Below are 22,875 nucleotides of genomic sequence, written 5' to 3' on the forward strand. Positions count from 1 at the left end.
GACACGGCGCCGGTTCGGCGGGTAGTCCCGCGGTGGCACCGCCCCACCCCCCCACCCCCGCGCCGCCCCCCCCCCCCGCGCGGCCGGGGGGGTGGAGGGCGCCGGAGGTCGTGCCGTGCGACCGCCCGCGCGGCGCCGTCTCCCCGAGTCAAGACGGCGCCGTGCGGCCCATGGCCTGGCTCAGCTGTCGGCCAGGATGTGGGACAGCTCGGTATCGAGGTCGAAGTGCCGGTGCTCGGTGCCCGGCGGCACCGCGGCGTCGGTCCGCTTCAGGAACGACTCCAGGGCCCGCGCCGGGGCCTCGAGCAGGGCCTCGCCCTCGGGCGAGCTCAGCGCGATGCAGACGACGCCCTGGCCATGGCTGCGTGACGGCCAGACCCGGACGTCGCCGGTGCCGGTGGGCCGGTGCAGCCCCTCGGCGAGAAGGTCGCGGGCGAAGACCCACTCGACCGTCTCCTCGGCTCCGGTGTGGAAGGTGGCGTGCACGGCGTACGGATCCGCCGTGTCATACCGCAGGCCCGCGGGTACAGGCAGTGAGGACTCGCTCGACACAACGAGGCGCAGGTGCAGCTCGCAGCTCACCACGGTGTTCATAAGCGCCAGGGCCTTTCGCTCAGTGTGCGCTCGGGGATTCGCACGTCGGCGAAATCGACATGCCACCTCCGGTGCCGTTGTAAACCCCTCTGTCGGTTTTGTGAGCGTTCAGGTAGCTCGGACGGCGGTATGTAACTTTGGGTAATACCGCCATACCGGTGGGGCTGGTGTGTCGGGTAAATTGGCCCCATGAATGCGGAGAGTGACGAGCGCGCCCCCGAGCCCGCCGCCGGCGATCAGTCCGAACTGGGATCGCGCGCGCCGGAGTTCATCAAGTCCCGCCGAGGCCTGCACCTGAGCTGGCAGGTCGGCGTCTTCATCGTCGGACTCGCCGTGATCGTGGCGGGCGTCCTCATGCTCGTCTTCCCCGGTCCCGGCTGGCTCGTCATCTTCGCCGGCATGGCGATCTGGGCCACCGAGTTCGTCTGGGCGCAGATCGTGCTCCGCTGGACCAAGCGCAAGGTCACCGAGGCCGCCCAGCGCGCCCTCGACCCCAAGGTCCGGCGGCGCAACATCACCCTCACCGTCATCGGCCTGGTGATCGTCGCCGCCCTGCTCGGCTGGTACCTGTGGAAGTTCGGCCTCGTCATGCCCTGGAAGATCGACCAATGACCACGAGGTGGTTCGGCAACCCCGCTGACATGCGGTAATGTTTGCGGTGCGCCGGGGCGATTAGCTCAGCGGGAGAGCACTTCGTTCACACCGAAGGGGTCACTGGTTCGATCCCAGTATCGCCCACCACCCGGCCCGAGGGCCCGGAGACGATCACCGTCTCCGGGCCCTCGGCGTCTCCCGGCGCGCCCCGGGCCCGGCTCACCGCATCCGCGCCAGCCGCTCCCGCAGCCGCCGCGCCTCCCGCAGCCGCCGTTCGTACGTGGCCCCCACCGCGAGCAGCAGCAGACCCGCGGCCGCCGGCGGCAGCCACCGGGGCAGCGCCCCCACCAGCCGCACCAGGTACGGCGCCAGCTCGTGCGCCCCCACCAGGACCAGTGCCGCCCCGCCCAGGACCAGCGGCGCCTGGAGCCGGAACCGCGCCCCCAGCAGCGTCACCGCCAGCGCCCCCGCCCCCAGGAGCAGCGGCCGCGTCCCGTACGGGTCCGACCAGACCGCCACCAGGCCCGGCACCAGCGTCACCGCGAGCCCGGGGCCGTACGCGGACCAGGACGAGGCCGCCGGGTCCCGGCGCCGCCGCAGGAACCCCACCACCAGCGCCGGCACCGTCACCGGCAGCGTGTACGCCTCCGGGACCGTCACGCCCCACACCGCCAGCCGCACCCAGGCCGCGCCCAGGAACAGCGCCCCCGCGAGCCACGACGCCGCCCGCCGCTCCGGCCGCAGCGCCGTCGCCGCCGCGATCACCCCGCCCAGCGCCAGCGCCAGGGCGAGCACCGCCGGACGCGGCACCGTCAGCGCCAGGCCCACCGCGCCCACCACCGCCCCCGCCGACTCGGCCGCCGCCGACCGCACGCGGACCGCCAGGACCGCCGTGCCCGCCGGGACGAGCAGCAGGAGCAGCCCGGCCGCGGCCGGCGCGAGCCCCGCCGCCGCGGCCCCCGCGCCCATCAGACCGGCCGCCGCGAGCACCGCCGCCGCGGCCGACGCCTCGCGGACCGCGCCCGCGCCGAACCGGGCCGCCGCCGCGCACAGCCCGAGCAGCACCCCCAGCACCGCGAAGGTCGCCCCCCGCGCGTCCAGGCCCAGGAGCACCGCCGAACCCGCCGCCGCGAGCCCGGCCACCAGCCCCGTCCGGGAGAGCAGGGCCTCCGGAGTCACGGGTGCCACGGGCGCCGCGGCCGCCCCGGCCGTCCAGGACGCGCCCCAGGCGCCCTCCGGGCGCCCCGCCCCGGCCACCGGCGCCGGAACCGGCTCCGGCTCCGGCAGGCCGCGGGTCAGCGCCCCCGGCCGCACCGCGACCGCGAGCGCGCCGGCCGTCGCCACCAGCCGGACGGCGAGCCCCGCCCCGTACGGCAGCCCCAGACAGACCGGCAGCGCCATCAGCAGCGCCCACCCGAGCACCGTCGCGCCCCACCGGCCCCACAGCCGCCCGGCCGTCGCCGCCGCGCCCGCGCCCAGCAGCAGCACCAGGGCGGCCGTCGCCGGGTAGCCGCCGAGTACCGGCTCCGCGTGCGCCCCGGACCACACGCCCGCGCTCCGGACCGCCGGCCCCAGCAGGCCCGTCACGGCCGGCGGCAGCGCCCACACCACGCCGAGCGCCGCGACCCCGCCCCCGGCGAGCCCGAACCCGGCCCGGACCGCCGCCGGGATCCGTGCCGCGGGGACCGGACGCCACAGCGCCGCCAGGGCCAGCCCGCAGACCACGTACACCGGCACCGTCCACCCGGCCGGCAGGGCGTCCCGGGCCGGGCCGCCCACCGCCGCCACCGCCGCCAGGCCCGCCACCGCCGAGAGCGCGGTCGCCGCCGGCCGGACCGTCCGCGCCCCGTACAGGCCCAGCGCGGCGCAGCCCAGCAGCAGCGCGGCCCCGGTCCACGGGTCCGTCAGCGAGAGCAGGCCGCCCGTCAGCAGCGCGCCGGCCGCGAGCACGCCCGCCGACGCCGCCGCCGTGACCCGCACCGCGGCCCCCGCCGGACGCCCCAGCAGCAGCACGTCCGCCGCGGCCGTCAGCACCGCCGCCCACGCCACGACCGCCGGGGAACCCCCGGCCGCCACGGCGCCCAGGGGCAGCGGGAGCTGCGCCGCGGCCACCGCCGCCGGGAACGGCGGCCGCAGTCGCCGCAGCAGCCCCCCGTACCCCGTCCACAGCCCCGCGAGCACCGCCGAGGCGGCCGCCGCGTACCCGACCCCGTCCGTGCCCGGCAGCGCCACCCGGTGCAGGGCGTACGCGTCCAGGACCGTCAGGACCAGACCGAGCGCGCCCACCGCCTCCGCCGTCGACGCCAGCCCCCGGCGCAGCAGCGCCGCCGGCGCGGCCAGCGCCGCCGACGTCACCGCGAACAGCACCGCCGCGCGCCCCGCGATCCCCATGGACCCCCAGCTCACCAGCGTGAACGCGAGCGCCGCGATCGCCAGGAGCGTCCCGCCCAGCGTCAGCAGCGCGTTCTGCGCGCCCCGCGGCGACGTCTCCCGCGCCGGCCCGGCCACCGGGAACGGCGGCGCCTGCGTCCCGCCGGGGGAGCGCAGCACGCCCAGCAGCCACGCCCGCCGGGCCAGCAGTTCGGCGCGCCGTGCGTCGAGCCGGGACAGCTCGAGGTCGACGAGCCGCAGCTCCTCGGCGGGGGGCGGTTTCATGTCCATGACCGGAGTGTCGCGCCGGGGCCCCGCCCGGGGAATGCGCGCTGCTACTCAGATCCGGCCCGAGTACCCACACTGGACCCATGGACTGGTGCCGGTACCGCTTCCGCAGCGTCTGGCGGCTCGCCGCCCCGCCCGACCGGGTCTACGCCGTCCTCGCCCGCGCCGAGGAGTACCCCCTCTGGTGGCCCCAGGTCCGCGCCGTCGTCCCCCGCACCGACACCACCGGGACCGCCCGCTTCCGCTCCGTCCTCCCGTACGACATCGAGGTCACCGCCCGCGCCCTGCGCAGCGACCCCGGGGCGCGCGTCCTGGAGGTCCGGCTCGACGGCGACCTGGAGGGCTGGGCCCGCTGGACCCTCACCGCCGACGGCGCCGGCACCCGCGCCCTGTACGAGCAGGAGGTCGAGGTCCGGGCCCGGCCGCTGCGCCTCCTCGCCGTCCCCGGCCGCCCCTTCTTCCGCGCCAACCACGCCCTGATGATGCGGGGCGGACGCCGGGGGCTCGCCGCCCTCCTGCGCTCCGAATGAATTTTGAACCCGGCCCGGAAGCCCTGTATGGTTCAACCCGTTCCCGGGCGATTAGCTCAGCGGGAGAGCACTTCGTTCACACCGAAGGGGTCACTGGTTCGATCCCAGTATCGCCCACCGGGAGAGGCCGGTCCGTCACCACGACGGACCGGCCTCAGCCGTTTCCGGCCCCGCTCACGCCGCCTTCCGCAGCTCCGGACGGAGCGGCCACGCCGGATCCACCGTCTCCGGCGTCCCCTGCCGGGTGAACCACGCCTGGAGCCCCCGCGCCTGCGCCGCGTGCCACACCGCCTGGAGGGTGTGCAGCTCCGCCGGCGACAGCCGCTCCAGCCGGGACGCGAACCGCCGCCCCACCGCCCGCACCACCTGGAGCGCCGCCGTGGCGTCCGCCGCCGCGTCGTGCGCCTCCGCCAGCTCCACCTCGTAGTGCGCGCACAGGTCCGTCAGCGTCCGGCGGCCCTTGCGGTACCGGTCCAGGTGCTTGTCCAGGACCCGCGGATCGAGCACGCACAGCGAGGTGTGCTCCAGGTACCGGCTCAGCGACGACGCCCGATGGCGCCTCAACTCCCGGTCCAGGATGGTCAGGTCGAACGGCGCGTTCATCACCACCAGCGGCCGGCCGGCCGCGTTCTGCTCCGCCAGGGCGCGCCCCAGCTCCTCCATCACGGGCGACGGCCACCGGCCGTTCCGCTGGAGGTGGTCGTCCGTCAGGCCGTGCACCGCCGTGGCCCCCTCCGGCACCGGGACGCCCGGATTGACCAGCCAGCGGGTCACCCGGGGCCGCGCCCCGGCCGCGTCCTGGACGACGAGCGCGGCGGACACGATCCGATCCTGCTCGACGTCCACTCCGGTGGTCTCCGTGTCGAAAGCGGCCAGGGGCCCTTCGTACCAGTTCGTCGTCATCCCCGAACTCCTCGCACCCGCGCGGCAGATGGCCAACCCCCTGCCCCGATCCGGTGATACCCGCCCTGTTTGCGGCGTACGCGGACCGGTCACAACAGAGGGGACGGGGAAGGACGTTCACCATGGCGCTCGCCCAGCCCGAGTCGGGAGGGCTGCCGCCCCAGCGGGCGGCCCCGGCACGCGGCTCACTCGCCACCACCGCCTGCATGGAGACCCTCCAGGTGGGATACCTGCACGCCGTCGCCGCCGCGGCGGGCTGCTCGCTCGCGCAGCCCTTCCCGGACAACGGCGTCGACTGGCACGTGAGCCACGGCTCGCCCGGACACACCGTCGACGACGAGGTCACCATCAAGGTGCAGCTCAAGTGCACCTACCAGCTGCCGGCCCGCCCCACGGGGAGCACCTTCCCCTTCACCCTCGACAACGACCACCTGGTGAAACTGGCCCGGACGCCCGTGGCCGTCCACAAGATCCTGGTCGTGATGATCGTCCCGAGAGACCCGGAGGACTGGCTGCGCGCGAGCCACGACCGGCTCGACCTGCGGCACTGCTGCTACTGGATCAACCTGGCCGGGCACCCGGTCACCGGACGCCGCCGGACCACCGTGCGCGTCCCCACGGCGCGGATCTTCGACGACCGGGCGCTCTGCGAGATCATGACCCGGGTCGGCCGGGGAGGGAGACCCTGATGCACCGACCGATCGACGGACCCGGACACGGGGCGGGGGGCGGGGCCGGGCGCGGCCCCGCCCCCGTGCCGCCGCCCTACCGGTCCCACCCGCTGCCCGGCGCCGGACCCGCCGGTCCCGCCGGCGCCTGGACCGGCGGCGACGGCGTGCCCGACCCCGGCCGGGTGGACCCGCGCGTCCTCGCCGCCCTCCTCGCCCGGCACGGCTGGCGGCGGCGCGGCGGCGCCGCGGGACGCTACGGCCGCTGGACCCCGCCCGGCGCCGGACCCGGCGGCGGCACCAGCCTCCTCGTCCCCGACAGCCTCGCCTTCCCCGACAGCGAGGAGCTCATCGGCGAGGCCCTCACCGCCCTCGCCCGCAGCGCCACCCCCTCCGCCCGCGAGGTCCTCACCGGCCTCGCCGTCCCCAGCGACGAGGTCCGCTGGTGGCGCGACGGGCCCGTCGGTCCGGCCGGCACCGTCCCCTGGCCCGTGCACGAGCAGCTGCGGTCCGCCGCCCGCAAGGTCCTCCTGGCCGGCGCCCTCGCCGTGCGCGGCCGGGCCGGCTACCACGGCTCCCGGCACCGCGCAGCCGCCCGGGCCGCCCTCGAACCCGTCGTCGTCGCCGCCGACCCCGGCGGACGCGCCCTCACCGCCTTCCTGCCGGTCCCGCCCGGCCGCCCCGTCGCCGTCCGGCTCCACCACGCCCTGCACGCCGCCCGGGAGGCCGTCGACTACCAGCGGGCCACCGGCGGCATGGACGCCTTCGACTCCGCCGTCGAGGCCGGCGTCAGCCGCGAGCTCACCGACGCGCTCATCGCCCTCGTCCGCGGTACGGAAGGCGTCCGCGTCGCCCTCGCCTGGGCACCGGCCGCCGGCGTCCCGGACGGCTGCGCCGCCCGGCCCGAGCCCGTCGAGTTCTCGCCCGGCGACCTGCCCGCGCTGCGCGAGGCGAGCGCCCGCTACCTCACCGACGAGCCCTCCGTCCCGGTCCGGATCACCGGCGCCGTCGTCCGGCTCCGCCGCTCCGGGCCGCGCGGCGAGGGCACGGTCAAGCTCCGGGTCCTCGGCGGCGCCGACGTCGGCCACGTCCGGGCCACCCTCGACGAGGAGGCGTACCGCACCGCCGGCCACGCCCACCTCGTCGGCCTGCCGATCCGGGTCGTCGGACGCCTGGAGAGCCGCGGCGGCTTCCGGCGCCTCTCCGACGCCTCCGGGGTGGTCCCGGTGCAGGTGGACGAGGCGGAGCGGGACCGGCTGATGAAGTCGCTCCACGAGGACCTCGACTTCTTCGAGGAGGCGTGCGGGCCGGAGGAACAGGGGTGAGCGGTCCCCGGCCGGGCCCGTAAGATCGAGGGGACGCGGCACCTCGTCTCTGCCGCGCGCCACCGACGCCGGCACCTCGTGTCTGCCGGCGCCCCGATGCATGGAGTTACCCGTGTCCGAAGTCCGTGTGACCGTCCAGACCGCCTCAGGCCCCGAGGAGAGGACGGTGAGCGCGGGCACCACGGCCGGCGCCCTGTTCGCCGACGACCGCACCGTCATCGCCGCCCGCGTCGCCGGGGAGCTGAAGGACCTCTCGTACGAGCTCGCCGACGGCGACGTCGTCGAGGGCGTCGAGATCTCCTCCCCGGACGGCCTCGACATCCTGCGCCACTCGACCGCGCACGTCATGGCGCAGGCCGTGCAGGAGCTCTTCCCCGAGGCCAAGCTGGGCATCGGCCCGCCGGTCCGGGACGGCTTCTACTACGACTTCGACGTCGAGAAGCCGTTCACGCCCGAGGATCTCAAGGCCATCGAGAAGAAGATGCAGGAGATCCAGAAGCGCGGCCAGCGCTTCGCCCGCCGCGTCGTCACCGACGAGGCCGCCCGCGAGGAGCTCGCCGACGAGCCGTACAAGCTGGAGCTCATCGGCATCAAGGGCTCGGCCGGCTCCGAGGACGGCGCGAACGTCGAGGTGGGCGGCGGCGAGCTGACCATCTACGACAACCTGGACGCCAAGACCGGCGAGCTGTGCTGGAAGGACCTCTGCCGGGGCCCGCACCTGCCGACCACCCGGAACATCCCGGCGTTCAAGCTGATGCGGAACGCGGCCGCCTACTGGCGCGGCAGCGAGAAGAACCCGATGCTCCAGCGCATCTACGGCACCGCGTGGCCGTCGAAGGACGAGCTGAAGGCCCACCTGGACTTCCTCGCCGAGGCCGAGAAGCGCGACCACCGCAAGCTCGGCAACGAGCTCGACCTCTTCTCCATCCCGGACGAGATCGGCTCCGGCCTCGCCGTCTTCCACCCCAAGGGCGGCATCATCCGCCGGGTCATGGAGGACTACTCGCGCAAGCGGCACGAGGAGGAGGGCTACGAGTTCGTCTACTCGCCGCACGCCACCAAGGGCAAGCTCTTCGAGAAGTCCGGTCACCTCGACTGGTACGCCGAGGGCATGTACCCGCCCATGCAGCTCGACGAGGGCGTGGACTACTACCTCAAGCCCATGAACTGCCCGATGCACAACCTGATCTTCGACGCGCGCGGGCGCTCCTACCGTGAGCTGCCGCTGCGCCTGTTCGAGTTCGGCACCGTGTACCGGTACGAGAAGTCGGGCGTCGTGCACGGCCTGACCCGGGCCCGCGGCTTCACCCAGGACGACGCGCACATCTACTGCACCCGCGAGCAGATGGCGGACGAGCTCGACAAGACGCTCACCTTCGTCCTGAACCTGCTGCGCGACTACGGTCTGACCGACTTCTACCTGGAACTGTCGACCAAGGACCCGGAGAAGTACGTCGGCTCCGACGAGGTCTGGGAGGAGGCCACCGCGGTCCTCCAGCAGGTCGCCGAGAAGCAGGGCCTGCCGCTCACCCCCGACCCGGGCGGCGCCGCCTTCTACGGCCCGAAGATCTCGGTGCAGGCGCGGGACGCCATCGGCCGCACCTGGCAGATGTCGACCGTCCAGCTCGACTTCAACCTGCCCGAGCGCTTCGACCTGGAGTACACCGCCCCGGACGGCACCAAGCAGCGCCCCGTCATGATCCACCGCGCGCTCTTCGGTTCGATCGAACGGTTCTTCGCGGTGCTCCTGGAGCACTACGCGGGCGCCATGCCGCCGTGGCTCGCCCCGGTCCAGGCCACCGGCATCCCGATCGGCGACGCGCACGTCGAGTACCTCCAGGAGTTCGCCGCCAAGGCGAAGAAGCAGGGGCTGCGCGTGGAGGTCGACTCCTCCTCGGACCGGATGCAGAAGAAGATCCGCAACGCGCAGAAGCAGAAGGTCCCCTTCATGATCATCGCGGGTGACGAGGACATGGCCGCCGGCGCCGTCTCCTTCCGTTACCGCGACGGTTCGCAGGAGAACGGCATCCCCGTCGACGAGGCCATCGCCAAGCTCGCCAAGATCGTCGAGGACCGCGTCCAGGTCTGACGGCCGGCGCGTTCCGACCAGGCCCCCGGGGGACGCCCCCGGGGGCCTGGCCCGTCCTACGGCCCCTCGTTCCCCGGTCTCTCGTCCTCCCGCGTGAACGCCTGGATCAGCCAGGACGAGAACGAACCCGTCACCGCGCCGAGCAGCGCCAGCCCGCAGGCCATCAGCCCGACCGCCACCGTCCGCCCGATCGGGGTCACCGGGCTCACGTCGCCGTAGCCGACCGTCGCCAGGGTGGCGCAGGCCCACCACACCGCGTCGCCGAAGGTGCGGATGGAGGCGCCGGGGGCGTCGGCCTCGTGGTGGTAGACGGTGAGCGCGGCGGCGAAGCCGAGCAGGGAGACCGAGAGGCCGGCGTAGACCATGACCCGGGCGTAGAGGCTGAGCCGCGGCCTGTCCCGGCGGCGCTGGACCCGGTCGTAGAGGGTCACCATCCGGACCGGTCGCAGCAGCGGCAGCAGCAGGACCACCGTGTCGAGGAGGTGGGTGCGGACGAAGCGGAGCGGGCGCAGGCCGCTGAGCCGGAGCCGCACCGCGTAGTCGGCCGCGAAGACCGCCCAGGCCCCGAGGATCACCCCGAGGCACAGGTCGACGCCGAGCCGGGGCAGGTGGTCGCGGGCGAGGACCCGGACCGCGTACCCCGCCAGATAGGCGACGGAGGCCACGGCGAGCGGCACCTCCATGCGGTGGTCCCAGCGTTCCTGGCGGGTCGGTTCCGGGGGCCTGGCGCTCATCGGATCAGGATCACCCGGGGAGGGTTCCCTCGCCCCGCCGACACGTTCCGAACGGGCGACGCCATATGCTGCACAGCATGACGACTGAGCCGGAGCAGCAGATCGGAGTGGGGGCGCCGGACGCGTTCCAGCGCCTGTGGACGCCTCATCGGATGGCGTACATCCAGGGCGAGAACAAGCCGACCGGGCCGGGGGCCGACGACGGCTGTCCGTTCTGCTCGATCCCGTCGAAGTCGGACGAGGACGGGCTGGTGGTCGCCCGCGGCGAGAGCGTGTACGCGGTCCTCAACCTCTACCCGTACAACGGCGGGCACCTGATGGTCGTCCCGTACCGGCACGTCGCCGACTACACGGACCTGGACGCGGCGGAGACGGCCGAGCTGGCCGACCTCACCAAGCGGGCGATGCTCGCCCTGCGGGCCGCGTCCGGCGCGCACGGCTTCAACATCGGCATGAACCAGGGCGCCGTGGCGGGCGCCGGGATCGCCGCGCACCTGCACCAGCACGTGGTGCCGCGCTGGGGCGGCGACACCAACTTCATGCCGGTCGTCGGCCACACCAAGATCCTTCCGCAGCTGCTCGCCGACACCCGGAAGATGCTGGCCGACGCCTGGCCGGACGCGGTCTGACACCTCTTCCGTACGGCCCCGGGGCGCGCGCCCCGGGGCCGTACGCGTCACGCGTCGTAGACGTCGGCCTTCTTCGGGCCGGGATCCTGCACGCTCCCGCCGAGGACGAGCGACCGGTTCGTGAAGCGCTCGGTGTCCACGTTGTGCTCGTCCAGGAAGCGGATCGTGGCGGTGTGGACGGCGCGGAGCACGGGCGTGGCCATGCGGATGGCGTCGTCGGCCATGAAGCGGTTCTTCCAGAGCGGACCGGCCCACACGTGCCGCAGGCCGAAGGGCTCGGGCAGGGTCATCTTGCCGCCGAGGAAGTCGAGGACCGGCGGGTACCAGGTGAGCGGCGCGCGGACGGCGAGCCGGACGATGTCGTCGGTGCCGAGCAGCGGCTGCGGGATCTCCTTGGTCTCCCAGAAGCGGACGGTCTTGGAGACCTCCTTGGTCTTCGCCTTGGGCTTGGTGGTGAACAGGCCGTGGACGGGACCGAGGGCGTGGCCGGTGACCTCGATGCGCAGGGTGTGGTGGAGCGAGGTGACGGTGACCATCATGGTCAGCACCACGTTGCCGTCCCAGAGGATGAACTGGACGCCCAGGTAGTGGCGGTTGCCGGCGCCGAACTGCTGCTCGTTGCAGATCCGCTGTATCTCGTGCGGCTTGACCTGGTAGTGGACGATGGCGTCGCCCTCGGGGCGGGTGACCTCGTCGGCCCCCTCGCCGACGGGGGAGACGATCCAGTGCTTCACGGTCGGCTTGGGGAAGCCGGTCTTGAGGGCGCCGCGCTCCAGCAGGGTGAGCTGGTCGTGGATCTTGCGGACCAGGTCCCAGGCGCGGAAGTCGTGCATCTCCTTGCCGGGGAGGGGGACCAGCTCCTCGGCGAGGGTCCAGCTGCCCCAGCGGGTGCCCAGGCCGAGGATGCCCTTGGGGCCCGCGTAGAAGACCACGTTGGACTGCTGCTCGGCGGAGAGCTTCTCCAGGTTCAGCCGCAGCTCCTCCGCCGACTTCTCGCCCGGGTCGGTGGGGACGGACTTGGGGACGTGGGCGCCGACGCCGCCGCCGCTGAGCAGCCCGGTCCAGCGCTCGCGGAGGTCCACGGCGGCGTTGAGGCAGATCCGGCTCGCGAGGTACCAGCCGGCGACCGGGGCGACGATCATCGCCCGCAGGTAGGTGGGCAGCAGCCCGTCGAAGGGGAGCCGGAGGAGGGCGAGGACGGCGAGGAGGCCGGCCGCCCAGAGCAGGGCGGTGCCGAGGGCGCTGGTCCGCTTGTTCTCCGAGCCGGCGACGGTGCGGCGCAGGTGGATGACGCCGAGCCAGAGCAGCAGGCCGGGCAGGAAGAGCACGCCGCAGAAGAAGGTGACCAGGGTGAGCTTGACGTCGCGCCGCCGGCGGATGTGGGTGGCGGCGAGGCAGTGCTCGACGACCGGCTGGGGCTCGGCGCCGAAGGACTGGATGAGGGCCTTGCGGCCGCCGCCGAGCATGCGGACCTGCACGGCCCGGGAGAACGCCTCGCCGAGGTCGGGGCGGAAGAGCTTCTCCCACTTCCCCTTCTTCAGCGTGGTCTTGTAGTGCTCGTTGTCGGCCTCCTGGATGGTCTCCAGGGGGCTGTCCCGGTACGCGGCCGAGGCCAGCGCGTTCGTCGCCCCGGTCAGGCCGCTGCCGCCCTGGAGCGGGATCTGTGCCCCCGGTCCGAAACCGTCGATCGCCACTTCCGCCCCCATCACCGCGAGTACCTGTGCGGGCCGTTCCCGACTGCCGTGCCCGGCACGCCTTCCGAGCTGGGCACCACAGCGTAACCGGGCGGCGTGGTATGCGTCACCGGCTGTGGACGACCGCGACCGGAACCCGTCCGCCCGGTGTGGTCCGGACGGACGGGAACCGCTGCCGTTCCGTCAACTATGAACGCTTTCCGGCCTGTTCGCGGAGCCGGTCGGCGAGCTGAGGGGGCATCGGTTCGTGCCGGGCGTAGCTGCGGTCGAAGCGGCCGGTGCCGTGCGAGACCGACCGCAGGTCGATCGCGTACCGCCCGATCTCGATCTCCGGGACCTCGGCCCGGACGACCGTGCGGCCCGGCCCGGCCTGGTCGGTGCCGACGACCCGGCCGCGCCGCCCGGACAGGTCGCTCATCACCGCGCCGACGTACTCGTCGGGGACGAGCACCCGCACCTCGGCGACCGGCTCCAGGAGGTGGACCGGGACCCCGGCGGCCGCCTCGCGCAGGGCGAGCGCCCCGGCGGTCTGGAAGGCGGCGTCGGAGGAGTCCACCGAGTGGGCCTTGCCGTCCTTGAGGGTGACCCGGACGTCCACCAGCGGATGCCCGGCGGCGACGCCGCGCGCGGCCTGGGCCCGTACGCCCTTCTCGACGGAGCCGATGAACGGGCGGGGGACCGCGCCGCCCACCACCTTGTCGACGAACTCGATGCCGCTGCCCGGCGGGAGCGGTTCGACGTCGATCTCGCAGATCGCGAACTGGCCGTGCCCGCCGGACTGTTTGACGTGCCGTCCGCGGCCCGAGGCGGGGGCGCCGAAGGTCTCGCGCAGCGGCACCCGGTACGGGACGGAGTCGACGCGCACCCCGTAGCGGCCGCGCAGCCGCTCCAGGACGACCTCCTGGTGGGCCTCGCCGAGGCACCACAGGACGACCTGCCCGGTGTCCTGGTTCTGTTCGAGGCGGAGGGTCGGGTCCTCGGCGACCAGTTTGGCCAGGCCCTGGGAGAGCCGGTCCTCGTCGGCCTTGCTGTGCGCCTCGACGGCGAGCGGCAGCAGCGGCTCGGGCATGCTCCACGGCTCGATCAGCAGCGGGTCGTCCTTGGCGGAGAGGGTGTCGCCGGTCTCGGCGCGGCTCAGCCGGGCCACACAGGCGAGGTCCCCGGCGACGCAGTGCGACACCGGCCGCTGCTGCTTGCCGAAGGGGGAGGTGAGGGCGCCGACCCGTTCGTCGACGTCGTGGTCCTCGTGGCCCCGGTCGGCCAGGCCGTGCCCGGAGACGTGCACGGTCTCGTCGGGGCGCAGGGTGCCGGAGAAGACCCGGACGAGGGAGATCCGGCCCTGGTAGGGGTCGGCGGCCGTCTTCACGACCTCGGCGACCAGCGGCCCGTCGGGGTCGCAGGCCAGCGGCGGCCGGGGCTCGCCGGAGGGGGTGGTGACGGCCGGCGGCTCGTGCTCCAGCGGGGAGGGGAAGCCGCGGGTGATCAGCTCCAGGAGCTCGACGGTGCCGAGGCCCTGCTCGCCGCCGTCGACGGCCGGCGCGGCGGCGAGCACCGGGTGGAAACCGCCCCGGGCGACCGCCTTCTCCAGGTCGCCGACGAGGGTGGCGACGTCGACCTCCTCGCCGCCGAGGTAACGGTCCATCAGGGTCTCGTCCTCGCTCTCGGCGATGATCCCCTCGATGAGCCGGGCCCGGGCGGCGGCGATCCGCTCCCGCTCGCCGTCCCCCGGCGGCAGCTCGCGCCGCACGCCCGTGGAGTAGTCGAGGACCCGCTCCGGCAGGAGCCCGATCAGACCGGTCGCCGGGGCGTGGCCGTCGGGACCCTCCGGGCCGTGCACCGGCAGGTGGAGGGGGAGGACGGCGTCGGGGTCGTCACGGCCGAAGAGCCCGGCGCAGACCCCGGTCAGCTCCTCGAAGCCGGTCCGGGCCGTGTCGAGGTGGGTGACGACGATGGCCCGGGGCATGCCGACGGCCGCGCACTCCTCCCAGACCATCCGGGTGGAGGCGGCGACCGCGTCGGCCTCCTGGGCGGCCGAGACGACGAAGAGGGCCGCGTCCGCCGCGCGCAGACCGGCCCTCAGCTCTCCGACGAAGTCGGCGTACCCGGGGGTGTCGAGCAGATTGATCTTGAAGCCCTCCCAGCCGATCGGCACGAGGGAGAGCTGGACGGAGCGGTGCTGGCGGTGCTCGATCTCGTCGTGGTCGGAGACGGTCGCGCCGTCCTCGACCCGGCCGGCCCGGCCCAGGGCCCCGGCGGTCTGCGCGAGCGCCTCGACGAGCGTCGTCTTGCCCGATCCGCTGTGGCCGACCAGCACCACGTTCCGTACCTCCGAGGGCCGGTCGGCCGTCGGTGCCCTGCCGGCGGCTCCGGCGGGGGTGTGCGCCTTGTCGCCCATGATTCCTCCCGGCTGCGAGGCGGTGAGGGGTGCGCGGGCGCGGGGGAGTGGCATCGCGGTGCGGCTCCGGCGGTGCCCGCGGGGTGCTCCTTCGAGCTTCGCACCGGTGCCGGGACGCGTCCATCCGTCGTACACCGGCGGGCCCCCACGGGTGGGCCGACGCGGCGGGACGGGTGCGCTCCCGTGCGGCGACGGGCGCGTGGCTACGATGGGTGAGCCGGTGGTCATGGGACCGCGCGGCCCGCCGAAACCTCGGGAAGGCCATGCTGAACAAGTACGCGCGTGCGTTTTTTACGCGTGTCCTCACACCGTTCGCCGCGTTTCTGCTCCGCCGGGGGGTCAGCCCCGACGCCGTCACCCTGATCGGCACGGCGGGAGTGGTCGCCGGCGCTCTGGTCTTCTTCCCCAGGGGCGAGTTCTTCTGGGGCACGATCGTGATCACGCTCTTCGTCTTCTCCGACCTCGTCGACGGCAACATGGCCCGGCAGGCCGGGATCTCCAGCCGCTGGGGCGCCTTCCTGGACTCGACCCTCGACCGGGTCGCCGACGGGGCGATCTTCGGCGGCTTCGCCCTCTGGTACGCGGGCAAGGGCGCCGACGACGTGCTGTGCGCGGTGTCGATCTTCTGCCTGGCGAGCGGCCAGGTCGTCTCGTACACCAAGGCGCGTGGTGAATCGATCGGCCTGCCGGTCGCGGTCAACGGCCTGGTCGAGCGGGCCGAGCGGCTGGTGATCTCGCTGGTCGCCGCCGGTCTCGCCGGGCTGCACGCCTTCGGCGTGCCCGGCGTCGACGTGCTGCTGCCGATCGCGCTGTGGATCGTGGCCGCCGGCTCGGCCGTGACCCTGGGGCAGCGGGTCGTGACGGTACGCAGGGAAGCCGCGGAGGCGGACGCCGCCGCGACGGCGGAGGGGAGCGGAGCGGCATCGTGAGCGGAGCCAGGGAGAAACTGACGGACGGCCTGTACGGGCTCGGGTGGGCGGCGGTCAAGAAGCTCCCGGAGCCGGTGGCCAGGGCACTGGGCCGGAAGATCGCCGACACCGTGTGGAAGCGGCGCGGCAAGGGCGTGCTGCGCCTGGAGGCCAACCTCGCGCGCGTGGTGCCGGACGCCACGCCCGAGCGGCTCGCCGAGCTGTCGAAGGCCGGCATGCGCTCGTACATGCGCTACTGGATGGAGTCCTTCCGGCTGCCCGCCTGGAGCCGCGAGCGGGCCGCGAACGGCTTCGCCCCCAAGGACGTGCACCACCTGAAGGACGCGCTCGCCTCCGGCCGGGGCGTCATCCTCGCCCTGCCCCACATGGGCAACTGGGACCTGGCCGGCGTGTGGGTGACCCGCGCGCTCGGCGTGCCCTTCACCACCGTCGCCGAGCGGCTCAAGCCCGAGTCGCTGTACGACCGCTTCGTCGCCTACCGCGAGTCCCTCGGCATGGAGGTGCTGCCGCACACCGGCGGCGCCGCCTTCGGCACCCTCGCCCGCCGGCTGCGCGCCGGCGGCCTGGTCTGCCTGGTCGCCGACCGGGACCTGTCCGCCTCCGGCGTCGAGGTCTCCTTCTTCGGCGAGCCCGTCCGGATGCCCGCGGGCCCGGCCATGCTCGCGCTGCAGACCGACTCGCTGCTGCTGCCGGTGACCCTCTGGTACGACGACTCCGACGTCATGCGGGGGCAGGTCCACGCGCCTCTCGACGCCCCCGAGTCAGGTACCCGGGCCGAGAAGACGTCCCTCATGACACAGGCCCTCGCCGACGTCTTCGCCGGGGGCATCGCGGACCACCCGGAGGACTGGCACATGCTCCAGCGCCTCTGGCTGGCCGACCTGGAGGAGCGCACGCCGTGAGGATCGGCATCGTCTGCCCGTACTCCTGGGACGTACCGGGCGGCGTCCAGTTCCACATCCGCGACCTCGCGGAGCACCTGATCCGGCTCGGGCACGAGGTCTCCGTCCTCGCCCCCGCCGACGACGAGACCCCGCTGCCGCCGTACGTGGTCTCCGCCGGCCGGGCCGTGCCCGTCTCGTACAACGGCTCGGTGGCCCGGCTCAGCTTCGGCTTCCTGTCGGCCGCGCGGGTCCGCCGCTGGCTGCACGACGGCACCTTCGACGTCGTCCACATCCACGAGCCGACCTCGCCCTCGCTGGGACTGCTCACCTGCTGGGCGGCGCAGGGCCCGATCGTGGCCACCTTCCACACCTCGAACCCGCGCTCGCGGGCGATGATCGCCGCGTACCCGATCCTCCAGCCCGCGCTGGAGAAGATCAGCGCGCGGATCGCGGTCAGCGAGTACGCGCGCCGGACCCTGGTCGAGCACCTCGGCGGGGACGCGGTCGTCATCCCCAACGGCGTCGACGTCGGCTTCTTCGCCGGCGCCGAGCCGAAGGCGGAGTGGCAGGGCGAGACGCTGGGCTTCATCGGGCGGATCGACGAGCCCCGCAAGGGCCTGCCGGTGCTGATGAAGGCGCTGCCCCGGATCCTCACCGAGCGGCCCGGCGCCCGCCTCCTGGTCGCCGGCCGCGGCGACGAGGAGGAGGCGGTGGCCTCGCTGCCGCGCGAGATGCGCTCCCGGGTGGAGTTCCTCGGCATGGTCAGCGACGAGGACAAGGCGCGGCTGCTGCGCAGCGTGGACGTGTACGTGGCCCCCAACACCGGCGGCGAGTCCTTCGGGATCATCCTCGTCGAGGCGATGTCGGCCGGCGCGCCGGTCCTCGCCGCCGACCTGGACGCCTTCGCGCAGGTCCTCGACCAGGGCGCGGCGGGCGAACTCTTCGCCAACGAGGACGCGGACGCGCTCGCGGAGGCGGCGGTCCGGCTGCTCGGCGACCCCGTCCGCCGCGCCGAGCTCAGCGCCCGCGGCTCGGCCCACGTACGCCGCTTCGACTGGTCCACGGTCGGCGCGGACGTCCTGGCCGTCTACGAGACGGTCACGGACGGCGCGGCGGCGGTCGACACGGACGAGAAGACGAGCGGCCTGCGCGCCCGCCTGGGCCTGTAGCCGGGCCGCGTCCCGTGCGTGGCGCACGTGGGGTGCGGGTCCGGGCACCGGCGCGGAGGCACCCGCGGGGGGTGCCGTTCCGTTGTGCCCGTTCCGCTCCCAGCGGAACGACCGCCCGCGACGGGGGCCGGGCGAGGACCCTGCTCGCATGATCGACGTCACGCGACTCGACCTCGGGTCCTTCACCCGCCCCGCCGAGGAGTACGGCGGCACCCACGCGCGCGTGGAACCGGCCCTGGCGTACCTCGTCCGCCACCCCTCCGGCACCCTCCTCTTCGACACGGGCATGGGCGAGGGCTCGCCCGAGACCGACGCCCACTACCGGATCGTCCGCCGTCCCCTCACCGTCCCGCCCGCCGCCGTGGACCTCCTCGTCAACTGCCACCTGCACTTCGACCACATCGGCGGCAACCAGCGCTTCCCCGGCGTCCCCGCCCTCGTCCAGCGCGCCGAACTCGCCACCGCGCGGGCGGGCGGCTACACGATCGACTCCCTCCTCCCCGGGGTCGCCTGGAAGGAGATCGACGGCGAGCACGAGATCGCGCCCGGCGTGCGGATCGTGCCGACGCCCGGGCACGTCGACGGGCACCAGTCGCTCGTCCTCGACCACGGCGACCGCCTGACGGTCCTCGCGGGGCAGGCGTACGACACGGCGGGCGACTTCGGGACGCCGCGCCGGCCCTGGCTCGGCCGGCTCGCCGCGCTCGCGGACGGGCGGCCGGTCCGTGTCCTGTTCGCCCACGACCACCACCTTTGGGAAGGGGTGCTGCCGCCGCCCCGGTAGCCTGTGCGCCCGTGACCGAAACCCTGATCTGGACCGTCGTCGCGCTGGTTTTCATCGGCGTCTACCTCAGCTGGACCGCCGGACGGCTCGACCGGCTGCACACCCGCATCGACGCCGCGCGCGCCGCGCTCGACGCGCAGCTGCTGCGGAGGGCCTCGGTCACCCAGGAACTGGCCACCTCCGGCGTCCTCGACCCGGCCGCCTCGATCGTCCTGTACGAGGCCGCGCACGCGGCCCGGCAGGCCGAGGAGGACCACCGGGAGGTCGCGGAGAGCGAGCTGAGCCAGGCCCTGCGGGCGGTCTTCGGCGAGCCCGAGCAGGTCGAGCTGGTGCGGGCGGCGCCCGGCGGGGAGGAGGCAGCGGGGGAGCTGGCCGCCGCCGTCCGCCGCGTCCCGATGGCCCGCCGCTTCCACAACGACGCCGTACGGGCCGCCCGCGCCCTGCGCCGGCACCGCAAGGTCCGCTGGTTCCGGCTCGCGGGCCACGCGCCCTTCCCGATGGCCTTCGAAATGGATGACGAGCCCCCGGTGGCCCTGGCCGATCGTCCCTCCTGAGCCCCTCCGGCCTCGGATTCCCGCGAAAACGAGCCACCGCCTCTCCATTGGCCCTTGATGTGGACCGTTCGTGGCCTGTTTCCTCGCTCTAGTCGTCAACGTCCCGTTGAACCCGTTGTCACGAGTGAGGTTTCCGTGTCCAGCTCCACCACCCCCCAGACCCCCGAGACCGGCACCGCCCGCGTGAAGCGCGGCATGGCCGAGCAGCTCAAGGGCGGCGTGATCATGGACGTGGTCAACGCCGAGCAGGCGAAGATCGCCGAGGACGCCGGCGCCGTGGCCGTCATGGCCCTGGAGCGGGTCCCCGCGGACATCCGCAAGGACGGCGGCGTGGCCCGCATGTCCGACCCGAACATGATCGAGGAGATCATCGGCGCGGTCTCCATCCCGGTGATGGCCAAGTCCCGCATCGGCCACTTCGTCGAGGCCCAGGTCCTCCAGTCCCTCGGCGTCGACTACATCGACGAGTCCGAGGTCCTCACCCCGGCCGACGAGATCAACCACTCCGACAAGTGGGCCTTCACCACCCCCTTCGTCTGCGGCGCCACCAACCTGGGCGAGGCCCTGCGCCGCATCGCCGAGGGCGCGGCCATGATCCGCTCCAAGGGCGAGGCCGGCACCGGCAACGTCGTCGAGGCCGTCCGCCACCTGCGCCAGATCAAGAACGAGATCGCCAAGCTGCGCGGCTTCGACAACAACGAGCTGTACGCCGCCGCCAAGGAGCTGCGCGCCCCGTACGAGCTCGTCAAGGAGGTCGCCGAGCTCGGCAAGCTGCCCGTCGTCCTCTTCTCCGCCGGTGGCGTCGCCACCCCGGCCGACGCCGCGCTGATGCGCCAGCTCGGCGCCGAGGGCGTCTTCGTCGGCTCCGGCATCTTCAAGTCCGGCGACCCGGCCAAGCGCGCCGCCGCCATCGTGAAGGCCACCACCTTCTACGACGACCCGAAGGTCATCGCGGACGCCTCCCGCAACCTCGGCGAGGCCATGGTCGGCATCAACTGCGACACCCTCCCCGAGGCCGAGCGCTACGCCAACCGGGGCTGGTAAGCACCGATGAGCAGCACCACCCCCGTGATCGGTGTCCTGGCCCTCCAGGGCGACGTCCGGGAGCACCTGATCGCCCTGGCCGCGGCGGACGCCGTGGCCAGGCCGGTCCGGCGCCCCGAAGAGCTCGCCGAGGTCGACGGCCTGGTCCTCCCCGGCGGCGAGTCCACCACCATCTCCAAGCTGGCCGTCCTCTTCGGCCTCATGGAGCCGGTCCGCGAGCGGATCGCCGCGGGCATGCCGGTGTACGGCACCTGCGCCGGCCTGATCATGCTCGCCGACAAGATCCTCGACCCGCGCTCGGGCCAGGAGACCTTCGGCGGCATCGACATGATCGTGCGCCGCAACGCCTTCGGGCGGCAGAACGAGTCCTTCGAGGCGGCCGTCGCCGTCGACGGGATCGAGGACGGCCCGGTCGAGGGCGTCTTCATCCGGGCCCCCTGGGTGGAGTCCGTCGGCGCCCGGACCGAGGTGCTCGCCGAGCACGGCGGCCACATCGTCGCCGTGCGGCAGGGCAACGCCCTGGCCACCTCGTTCCACCCGGAGCTCACCGGTGACCACCGGATCCACCGGCTCTTCGTCGACATGGTGCGCGCCGAGGGGTGAACGAGTCCCGGTAGGATCACTGGGGTTCGTTCAAGAAAATGGTTACGCGAAGGAGACAGGCAGATGTCCGGCCACTCTAAATGGGCTACGACGAAGCACAAGAAGGCCGTGATCGACGCCAAGCGCGGCAAGCTCTTCGCGAAGCTGATCAAGAACATCGAGGTCGCGGCCCGCACCGGCGGCGCCGACCCCGATGGCAACCCCACCCTCTTCGACGCCATCCAGAAGGCCAAGAAGCAGTCGGTGCCGAACAAGAACATCGACTCCGCGGTCAAGCGCGGCGGCGGCCTGGAGGCCGGCGGCGTCGACTACCAGACGATCATGTACGAGGGCTACGGCCCGAACGGCGTCGCGGTGCTCATCGAGTGCCTCACCGACAACCGCAACCGCGCCGCCTCCGACGTGCGCGTGGCCATGACCCGCAACGGCGGCTCGATGGCCGACCCGGGCTCCGTCTCGTACCTGTTCAACCGCAAGGGCGTCGTCGTGCTCCCCAAGGGCGAGCGGTCCGAGGACGACATCCTGGAGATCGTCCTCGACGCGGGCGCCGAGGAGGTCAACGACCTCGGCGAGAGCTTCGAGGTCGTCAGCGAGGCCACCGACCTGGTCGCGGTCCGCACCGCGCTCCAGGAGGCCGGCGTCGAGTACGACTCGGCCGAGTCCAGCTTCGTCCCGACCATGCAGGTCGAGCTCGACGAGGAGGGCGCCCGGAAGATGTTCAAGCTGATCGACGCCCTGGAGGACAGCGACGACGTGCAGAACGTCTTCGCCAACTTCGACGTCAGTGACGAGGTCATGGCCAAGGTCGACGCCTGACCGAGAGCGTTTCCCCGCAGCGGGCCGACGGGACACACCCCGTCGGCCCGCTGCGTTGTCAGTGGCGGCGGATAGCCTGCACAAACAGACTTGCGAGCAGGGGAGAGCGGCGTGCGCGTACTCGGTGTGGACCCGGGACTCACCCGGTGCGGCGTCGGCGTCGTCGAAGGCGTCGCCGGCCGGCCGCTCACCATGCTTGGCGTGGGCGTGGTCCGGACCCCCGCCGACGCCGACATCGGCCTCCGGCTCGTCGGCATCGAGCGCGGCATCGAGGAGTGGCTCGACCGCTACCAGCCCGAACTGGTCGCCGTGGAGCGCGTGTTCAGCCAGCACAACGTACGGACGGTGATGGGCACCGCCCAGGCCAGCGCCGTCGCCATGCTCTGCGCCTCCCGGCGCGGCATCCCCGTCGCCCTGCACACCCCCAGCGAGGTCAAGGCCGCCGTCACCGGCTCCGGCCGCGCCGACAAGGCCCAGGTCGGCGCCATGGTCACCCGGCTGCTGAGGCTCTCCGCCCCGCCCAAGCCGGCCGACGCGGCCGACGCCCTCGCCCTCGCCATCTGCCACATCTGGCGCGCCCCCGCCCAGAACCGCCTCCAGCAGGCCGTCGCCCTGCACGCCTCGAAAGGCCGCCCGTCATGATCGCCTTCGTCAGCGGCCCGGTGGCCGCCCTCGCCCCCACGACCGCCGTCGTCGAGGTCGGCGGCGTCGGCATGGCCGTCCACTGCACGCCGAACACCATCGCCGGCCTGCGCGTCGGCGAGCACGCCCGGCTCGCCACCTCCCTCGTCGTCCGGGAGGACTCCCTCACCCTGTACGGCTTCGCGGACGACGACGAGCGCCAGGTCTTCGAGCTGCTCCAGACCGCCAGCGGCGTCGGACCCCGGCTCGCCCAGGCCATGCTCGGCGTGCACAGCCCCGACGCGCTGCGCCTCGCCGTCTCCACCGGCGACGAGAAGGCGCTCACCGCCGTCCCCGGCATCGGCAAGAAGGGCGCCCAGAAACTGCTCCTGGAGCTGAAGGACAAGCTCGGCAGCCCGCTGGGCAGCAGCGGACTCGTCGGCCAGCAGCGCGCCGTCGCCGCCGGCCCCGCCCCCTGGACCGAGCAGCTGACCGCCGCCCTCGTCGGCCTCGGCTACGCGAGCCGCGAGGCCGAGGAGGCCGTCGCCGCCGTCACCCCGCAGGCCGAGGCCGCGCTCGCGGAGACCGGCTCCGCGCCCGTGCCCCAGCTGCTGCGGGCCGCCCTCCAGACGCTCAACCGCGCCCGCTGACCGCCCGC

Annotated in this window: 22 protein-coding genes and 2 tRNA genes; 18 read left to right on the plus strand and 6 right to left on the minus strand. The window is 73.8% G+C overall.

Going from position 1 to position 22,875, the window contains the following annotated elements; all coding sequences use genetic code 11:
• Positions 1-180 precede the first annotated feature (180 nt).
• Positions 181-594, minus strand: a complete 414-nt coding sequence (locus tag AB0E83_RS21425; RefSeq protein ID WP_030493555.1) for an SsgA family sporulation/cell division regulator — start codon at positions 592-594, stop codon at positions 181-183.
• Between the two features lie 189 nt (positions 595-783).
• Here AB0E83_RS21425 and AB0E83_RS21430 point away from each other — a divergent pair, with 189 nt between their 5' ends.
• Together AB0E83_RS21430 and AB0E83_RS21435 are read left to right on the plus strand one after the other, a co-directional pair.
• Entirely contained in the window at positions 784-1,206 is a 423-nt protein-coding gene (locus AB0E83_RS21430) for a TIGR02611 family protein (RefSeq protein ID WP_362113981.1), read from the plus strand.
• Between the two features lie 54 nt (positions 1,207-1,260).
• Positions 1,261-1,335, plus strand: a tRNA-Val gene (locus AB0E83_RS21435).
• Positions 1,336-1,407: 72 nt separating this feature from the next.
• Here the strand turns inward: AB0E83_RS21435 and AB0E83_RS21440 are convergent.
• The gene (locus AB0E83_RS21440; protein ID WP_362113984.1) at positions 1,408-3,849 is read right to left on the minus strand and encodes a hypothetical protein; all 2,442 of its coding nucleotides are present in this window, start codon (positions 3,847-3,849) and stop codon (positions 1,408-1,410) included.
• An 80-nt stretch (positions 3,850-3,929) separates the two neighbouring features.
• On the opposite strand from AB0E83_RS21440, the gene AB0E83_RS21445 reads away from it, so the two are divergent.
• Both AB0E83_RS21445 and AB0E83_RS21450 read left to right on the plus strand, forming a co-directional pair.
• Positions 3,930-4,376, plus strand: a complete 447-nt coding sequence (locus tag AB0E83_RS21445; RefSeq protein WP_362113987.1) for an SRPBCC family protein — start codon at positions 3,930-3,932, stop codon at positions 4,374-4,376.
• A 45-nt stretch (positions 4,377-4,421) separates the two neighbouring features.
• A tRNA-Val gene (locus AB0E83_RS21450) sits at positions 4,422-4,493 on the plus strand.
• Between the two features lie 57 nt (positions 4,494-4,550).
• Here the strand turns inward: AB0E83_RS21450 and AB0E83_RS21455 are convergent.
• On the minus strand, positions 4,551-5,279 hold the full coding sequence (locus AB0E83_RS21455) for a 3'-5' exonuclease (protein ID WP_362113990.1): 729 nt from the start codon (positions 5,277-5,279) through the stop codon (positions 4,551-4,553).
• A gap of 122 nt (positions 5,280-5,401) precedes the next feature.
• Here AB0E83_RS21455 and AB0E83_RS21460 point away from each other — a divergent pair, with 122 nt between their 5' ends.
• The 3 genes from AB0E83_RS21460 (at position 5,402) to thrS (ending at position 9,361) form a co-directional block, all read left to right on the plus strand.
• Positions 5,402-5,968, plus strand: coding sequence for a DUF4365 domain-containing protein (locus tag AB0E83_RS21460; protein ID WP_030493560.1), 567 nt, complete (start codon positions 5,402-5,404; stop codon positions 5,966-5,968).
• Positions 5,968-7,272, plus strand: coding sequence for a hypothetical protein (locus AB0E83_RS21465; protein WP_362113993.1), 1,305 nt, complete (start codon positions 5,968-5,970; stop codon positions 7,270-7,272). The genes AB0E83_RS21460 and AB0E83_RS21465 overlap by 1 nt, the downstream gene beginning before the upstream one ends.
• A 112-nt stretch (positions 7,273-7,384) precedes the next feature.
• A complete protein-coding gene (gene thrS / locus AB0E83_RS21470; protein WP_362113996.1) occupies positions 7,385-9,361 on the plus strand; it encodes a threonine--tRNA ligase in 1,977 nt (658 codons plus the stop codon).
• Between the two features lie 56 nt (positions 9,362-9,417).
• Here the strand turns inward: thrS and AB0E83_RS21475 are convergent, their stop codons facing one another.
• Positions 9,418-10,095: a potassium channel family protein gene (locus AB0E83_RS21475; protein ID WP_362113999.1), complete on the minus strand. Its 678-nt coding sequence runs from the start codon at positions 10,093-10,095 to the stop codon at positions 9,418-9,420.
• A 65-nt stretch (positions 10,096-10,160) separates the two neighbouring features.
• Here AB0E83_RS21475 and AB0E83_RS21480 point away from each other — a divergent pair, with 65 nt between their 5' ends.
• Entirely contained in the window at positions 10,161-10,724 is a 564-nt protein-coding gene (locus tag AB0E83_RS21480; protein ID WP_362114002.1) for an HIT domain-containing protein, read from the plus strand.
• A 47-nt stretch (positions 10,725-10,771) separates the two neighbouring features.
• On the opposite strand, the gene AB0E83_RS21485 is transcribed toward AB0E83_RS21480, so the two are convergent.
• The gene (locus tag AB0E83_RS21485) at positions 10,772-12,430 is read right to left on the minus strand and encodes a hypothetical protein (RefSeq protein ID WP_362114005.1); all 1,659 of its coding nucleotides are present in this window, start codon (positions 12,428-12,430) and stop codon (positions 10,772-10,774) included.
• Between the two features lie 175 nt (positions 12,431-12,605).
• A complete protein-coding gene (locus AB0E83_RS21490; protein ID WP_362114100.1) occupies positions 12,606-14,813 on the minus strand; it encodes an elongation factor G-like protein EF-G2 in 2,208 nt (735 codons plus the stop codon).
• 263 nt (positions 14,814-15,076) lie between these two features.
• On the opposite strand from AB0E83_RS21490, the gene pgsA reads away from it, so the two are divergent.
• The 10 genes from pgsA (at position 15,077) to ruvA (ending at position 22,867) form a co-directional block, all read left to right on the plus strand.
• On the plus strand, positions 15,077-15,742 hold the full coding sequence (gene pgsA, locus AB0E83_RS21495) for a phosphatidylinositol phosphate synthase (protein ID WP_362114008.1): 666 nt from the start codon (positions 15,077-15,079) through the stop codon (positions 15,740-15,742).
• Positions 15,739-16,644 carry a phosphatidylinositol mannoside acyltransferase gene (locus tag AB0E83_RS21500; protein ID WP_362114011.1) on the plus strand — a complete coding sequence of 302 codons (906 nt, stop codon included), beginning with the start codon at positions 15,739-15,741 and terminating at the stop codon, positions 16,642-16,644. Before pgsA ends, AB0E83_RS21500 begins: the two co-directional genes overlap by 4 nt.
• The gene (locus AB0E83_RS21505) at positions 16,641-17,795 is read left to right on the plus strand and encodes a glycosyltransferase family 4 protein (protein WP_362114014.1); all 1,155 of its coding nucleotides are present in this window, start codon (positions 16,641-16,643) and stop codon (positions 17,793-17,795) included. The genes AB0E83_RS21500 and AB0E83_RS21505 overlap by 4 nt, the downstream gene beginning before the upstream one ends.
• Before the next feature lie 148 nt (positions 17,796-17,943).
• A complete protein-coding gene (locus AB0E83_RS21510) occupies positions 17,944-18,579 on the plus strand; it encodes an MBL fold metallo-hydrolase (RefSeq protein ID WP_362114017.1) in 636 nt (211 codons plus the stop codon).
• An 11-nt stretch (positions 18,580-18,590) separates the two neighbouring features.
• Positions 18,591-19,133: a hypothetical protein gene (locus AB0E83_RS21515; protein WP_362114020.1), complete on the plus strand. Its 543-nt coding sequence runs from the start codon at positions 18,591-18,593 to the stop codon at positions 19,131-19,133.
• A gap of 135 nt (positions 19,134-19,268) precedes the next feature.
• Positions 19,269-20,177: a pyridoxal 5'-phosphate synthase lyase subunit PdxS gene (pdxS, locus tag AB0E83_RS21520; RefSeq protein ID WP_282693586.1), complete on the plus strand. Its 909-nt coding sequence runs from the start codon at positions 19,269-19,271 to the stop codon at positions 20,175-20,177.
• Between the two features lie 6 nt (positions 20,178-20,183).
• Positions 20,184-20,780 (plus strand): pyridoxal 5'-phosphate synthase glutaminase subunit PdxT, encoded by a 597-nt coding sequence (gene pdxT, locus AB0E83_RS21525; protein WP_362114023.1) that lies wholly within the window; start codon positions 20,184-20,186, stop codon positions 20,778-20,780.
• 63 nt (positions 20,781-20,843) lie between these two features.
• Positions 20,844-21,596, plus strand: coding sequence for a YebC/PmpR family DNA-binding transcriptional regulator (locus tag AB0E83_RS21530; protein ID WP_362114026.1), 753 nt, complete (start codon positions 20,844-20,846; stop codon positions 21,594-21,596).
• A gap of 111 nt (positions 21,597-21,707) precedes the next feature.
• The gene (ruvC, locus tag AB0E83_RS21535; protein WP_362114029.1) at positions 21,708-22,238 is read left to right on the plus strand and encodes a crossover junction endodeoxyribonuclease RuvC; all 531 of its coding nucleotides are present in this window, start codon (positions 21,708-21,710) and stop codon (positions 22,236-22,238) included.
• Positions 22,235-22,867 (plus strand): Holliday junction branch migration protein RuvA, encoded by a 633-nt coding sequence (ruvA, locus tag AB0E83_RS21540; RefSeq protein WP_362114032.1) that lies wholly within the window; start codon positions 22,235-22,237, stop codon positions 22,865-22,867. The genes ruvC and ruvA overlap by 4 nt, the downstream gene beginning before the upstream one ends.
• Positions 22,868-22,875: the final 8 nt, after the last annotated feature.

Origin of the sequence: Streptomyces sp. NPDC035033 (genome assembly GCF_040636735.1) — a bacterium.
Lineage (GTDB): Bacteria > Actinomycetota > Actinomycetes > Streptomycetales > Streptomycetaceae > Streptomyces.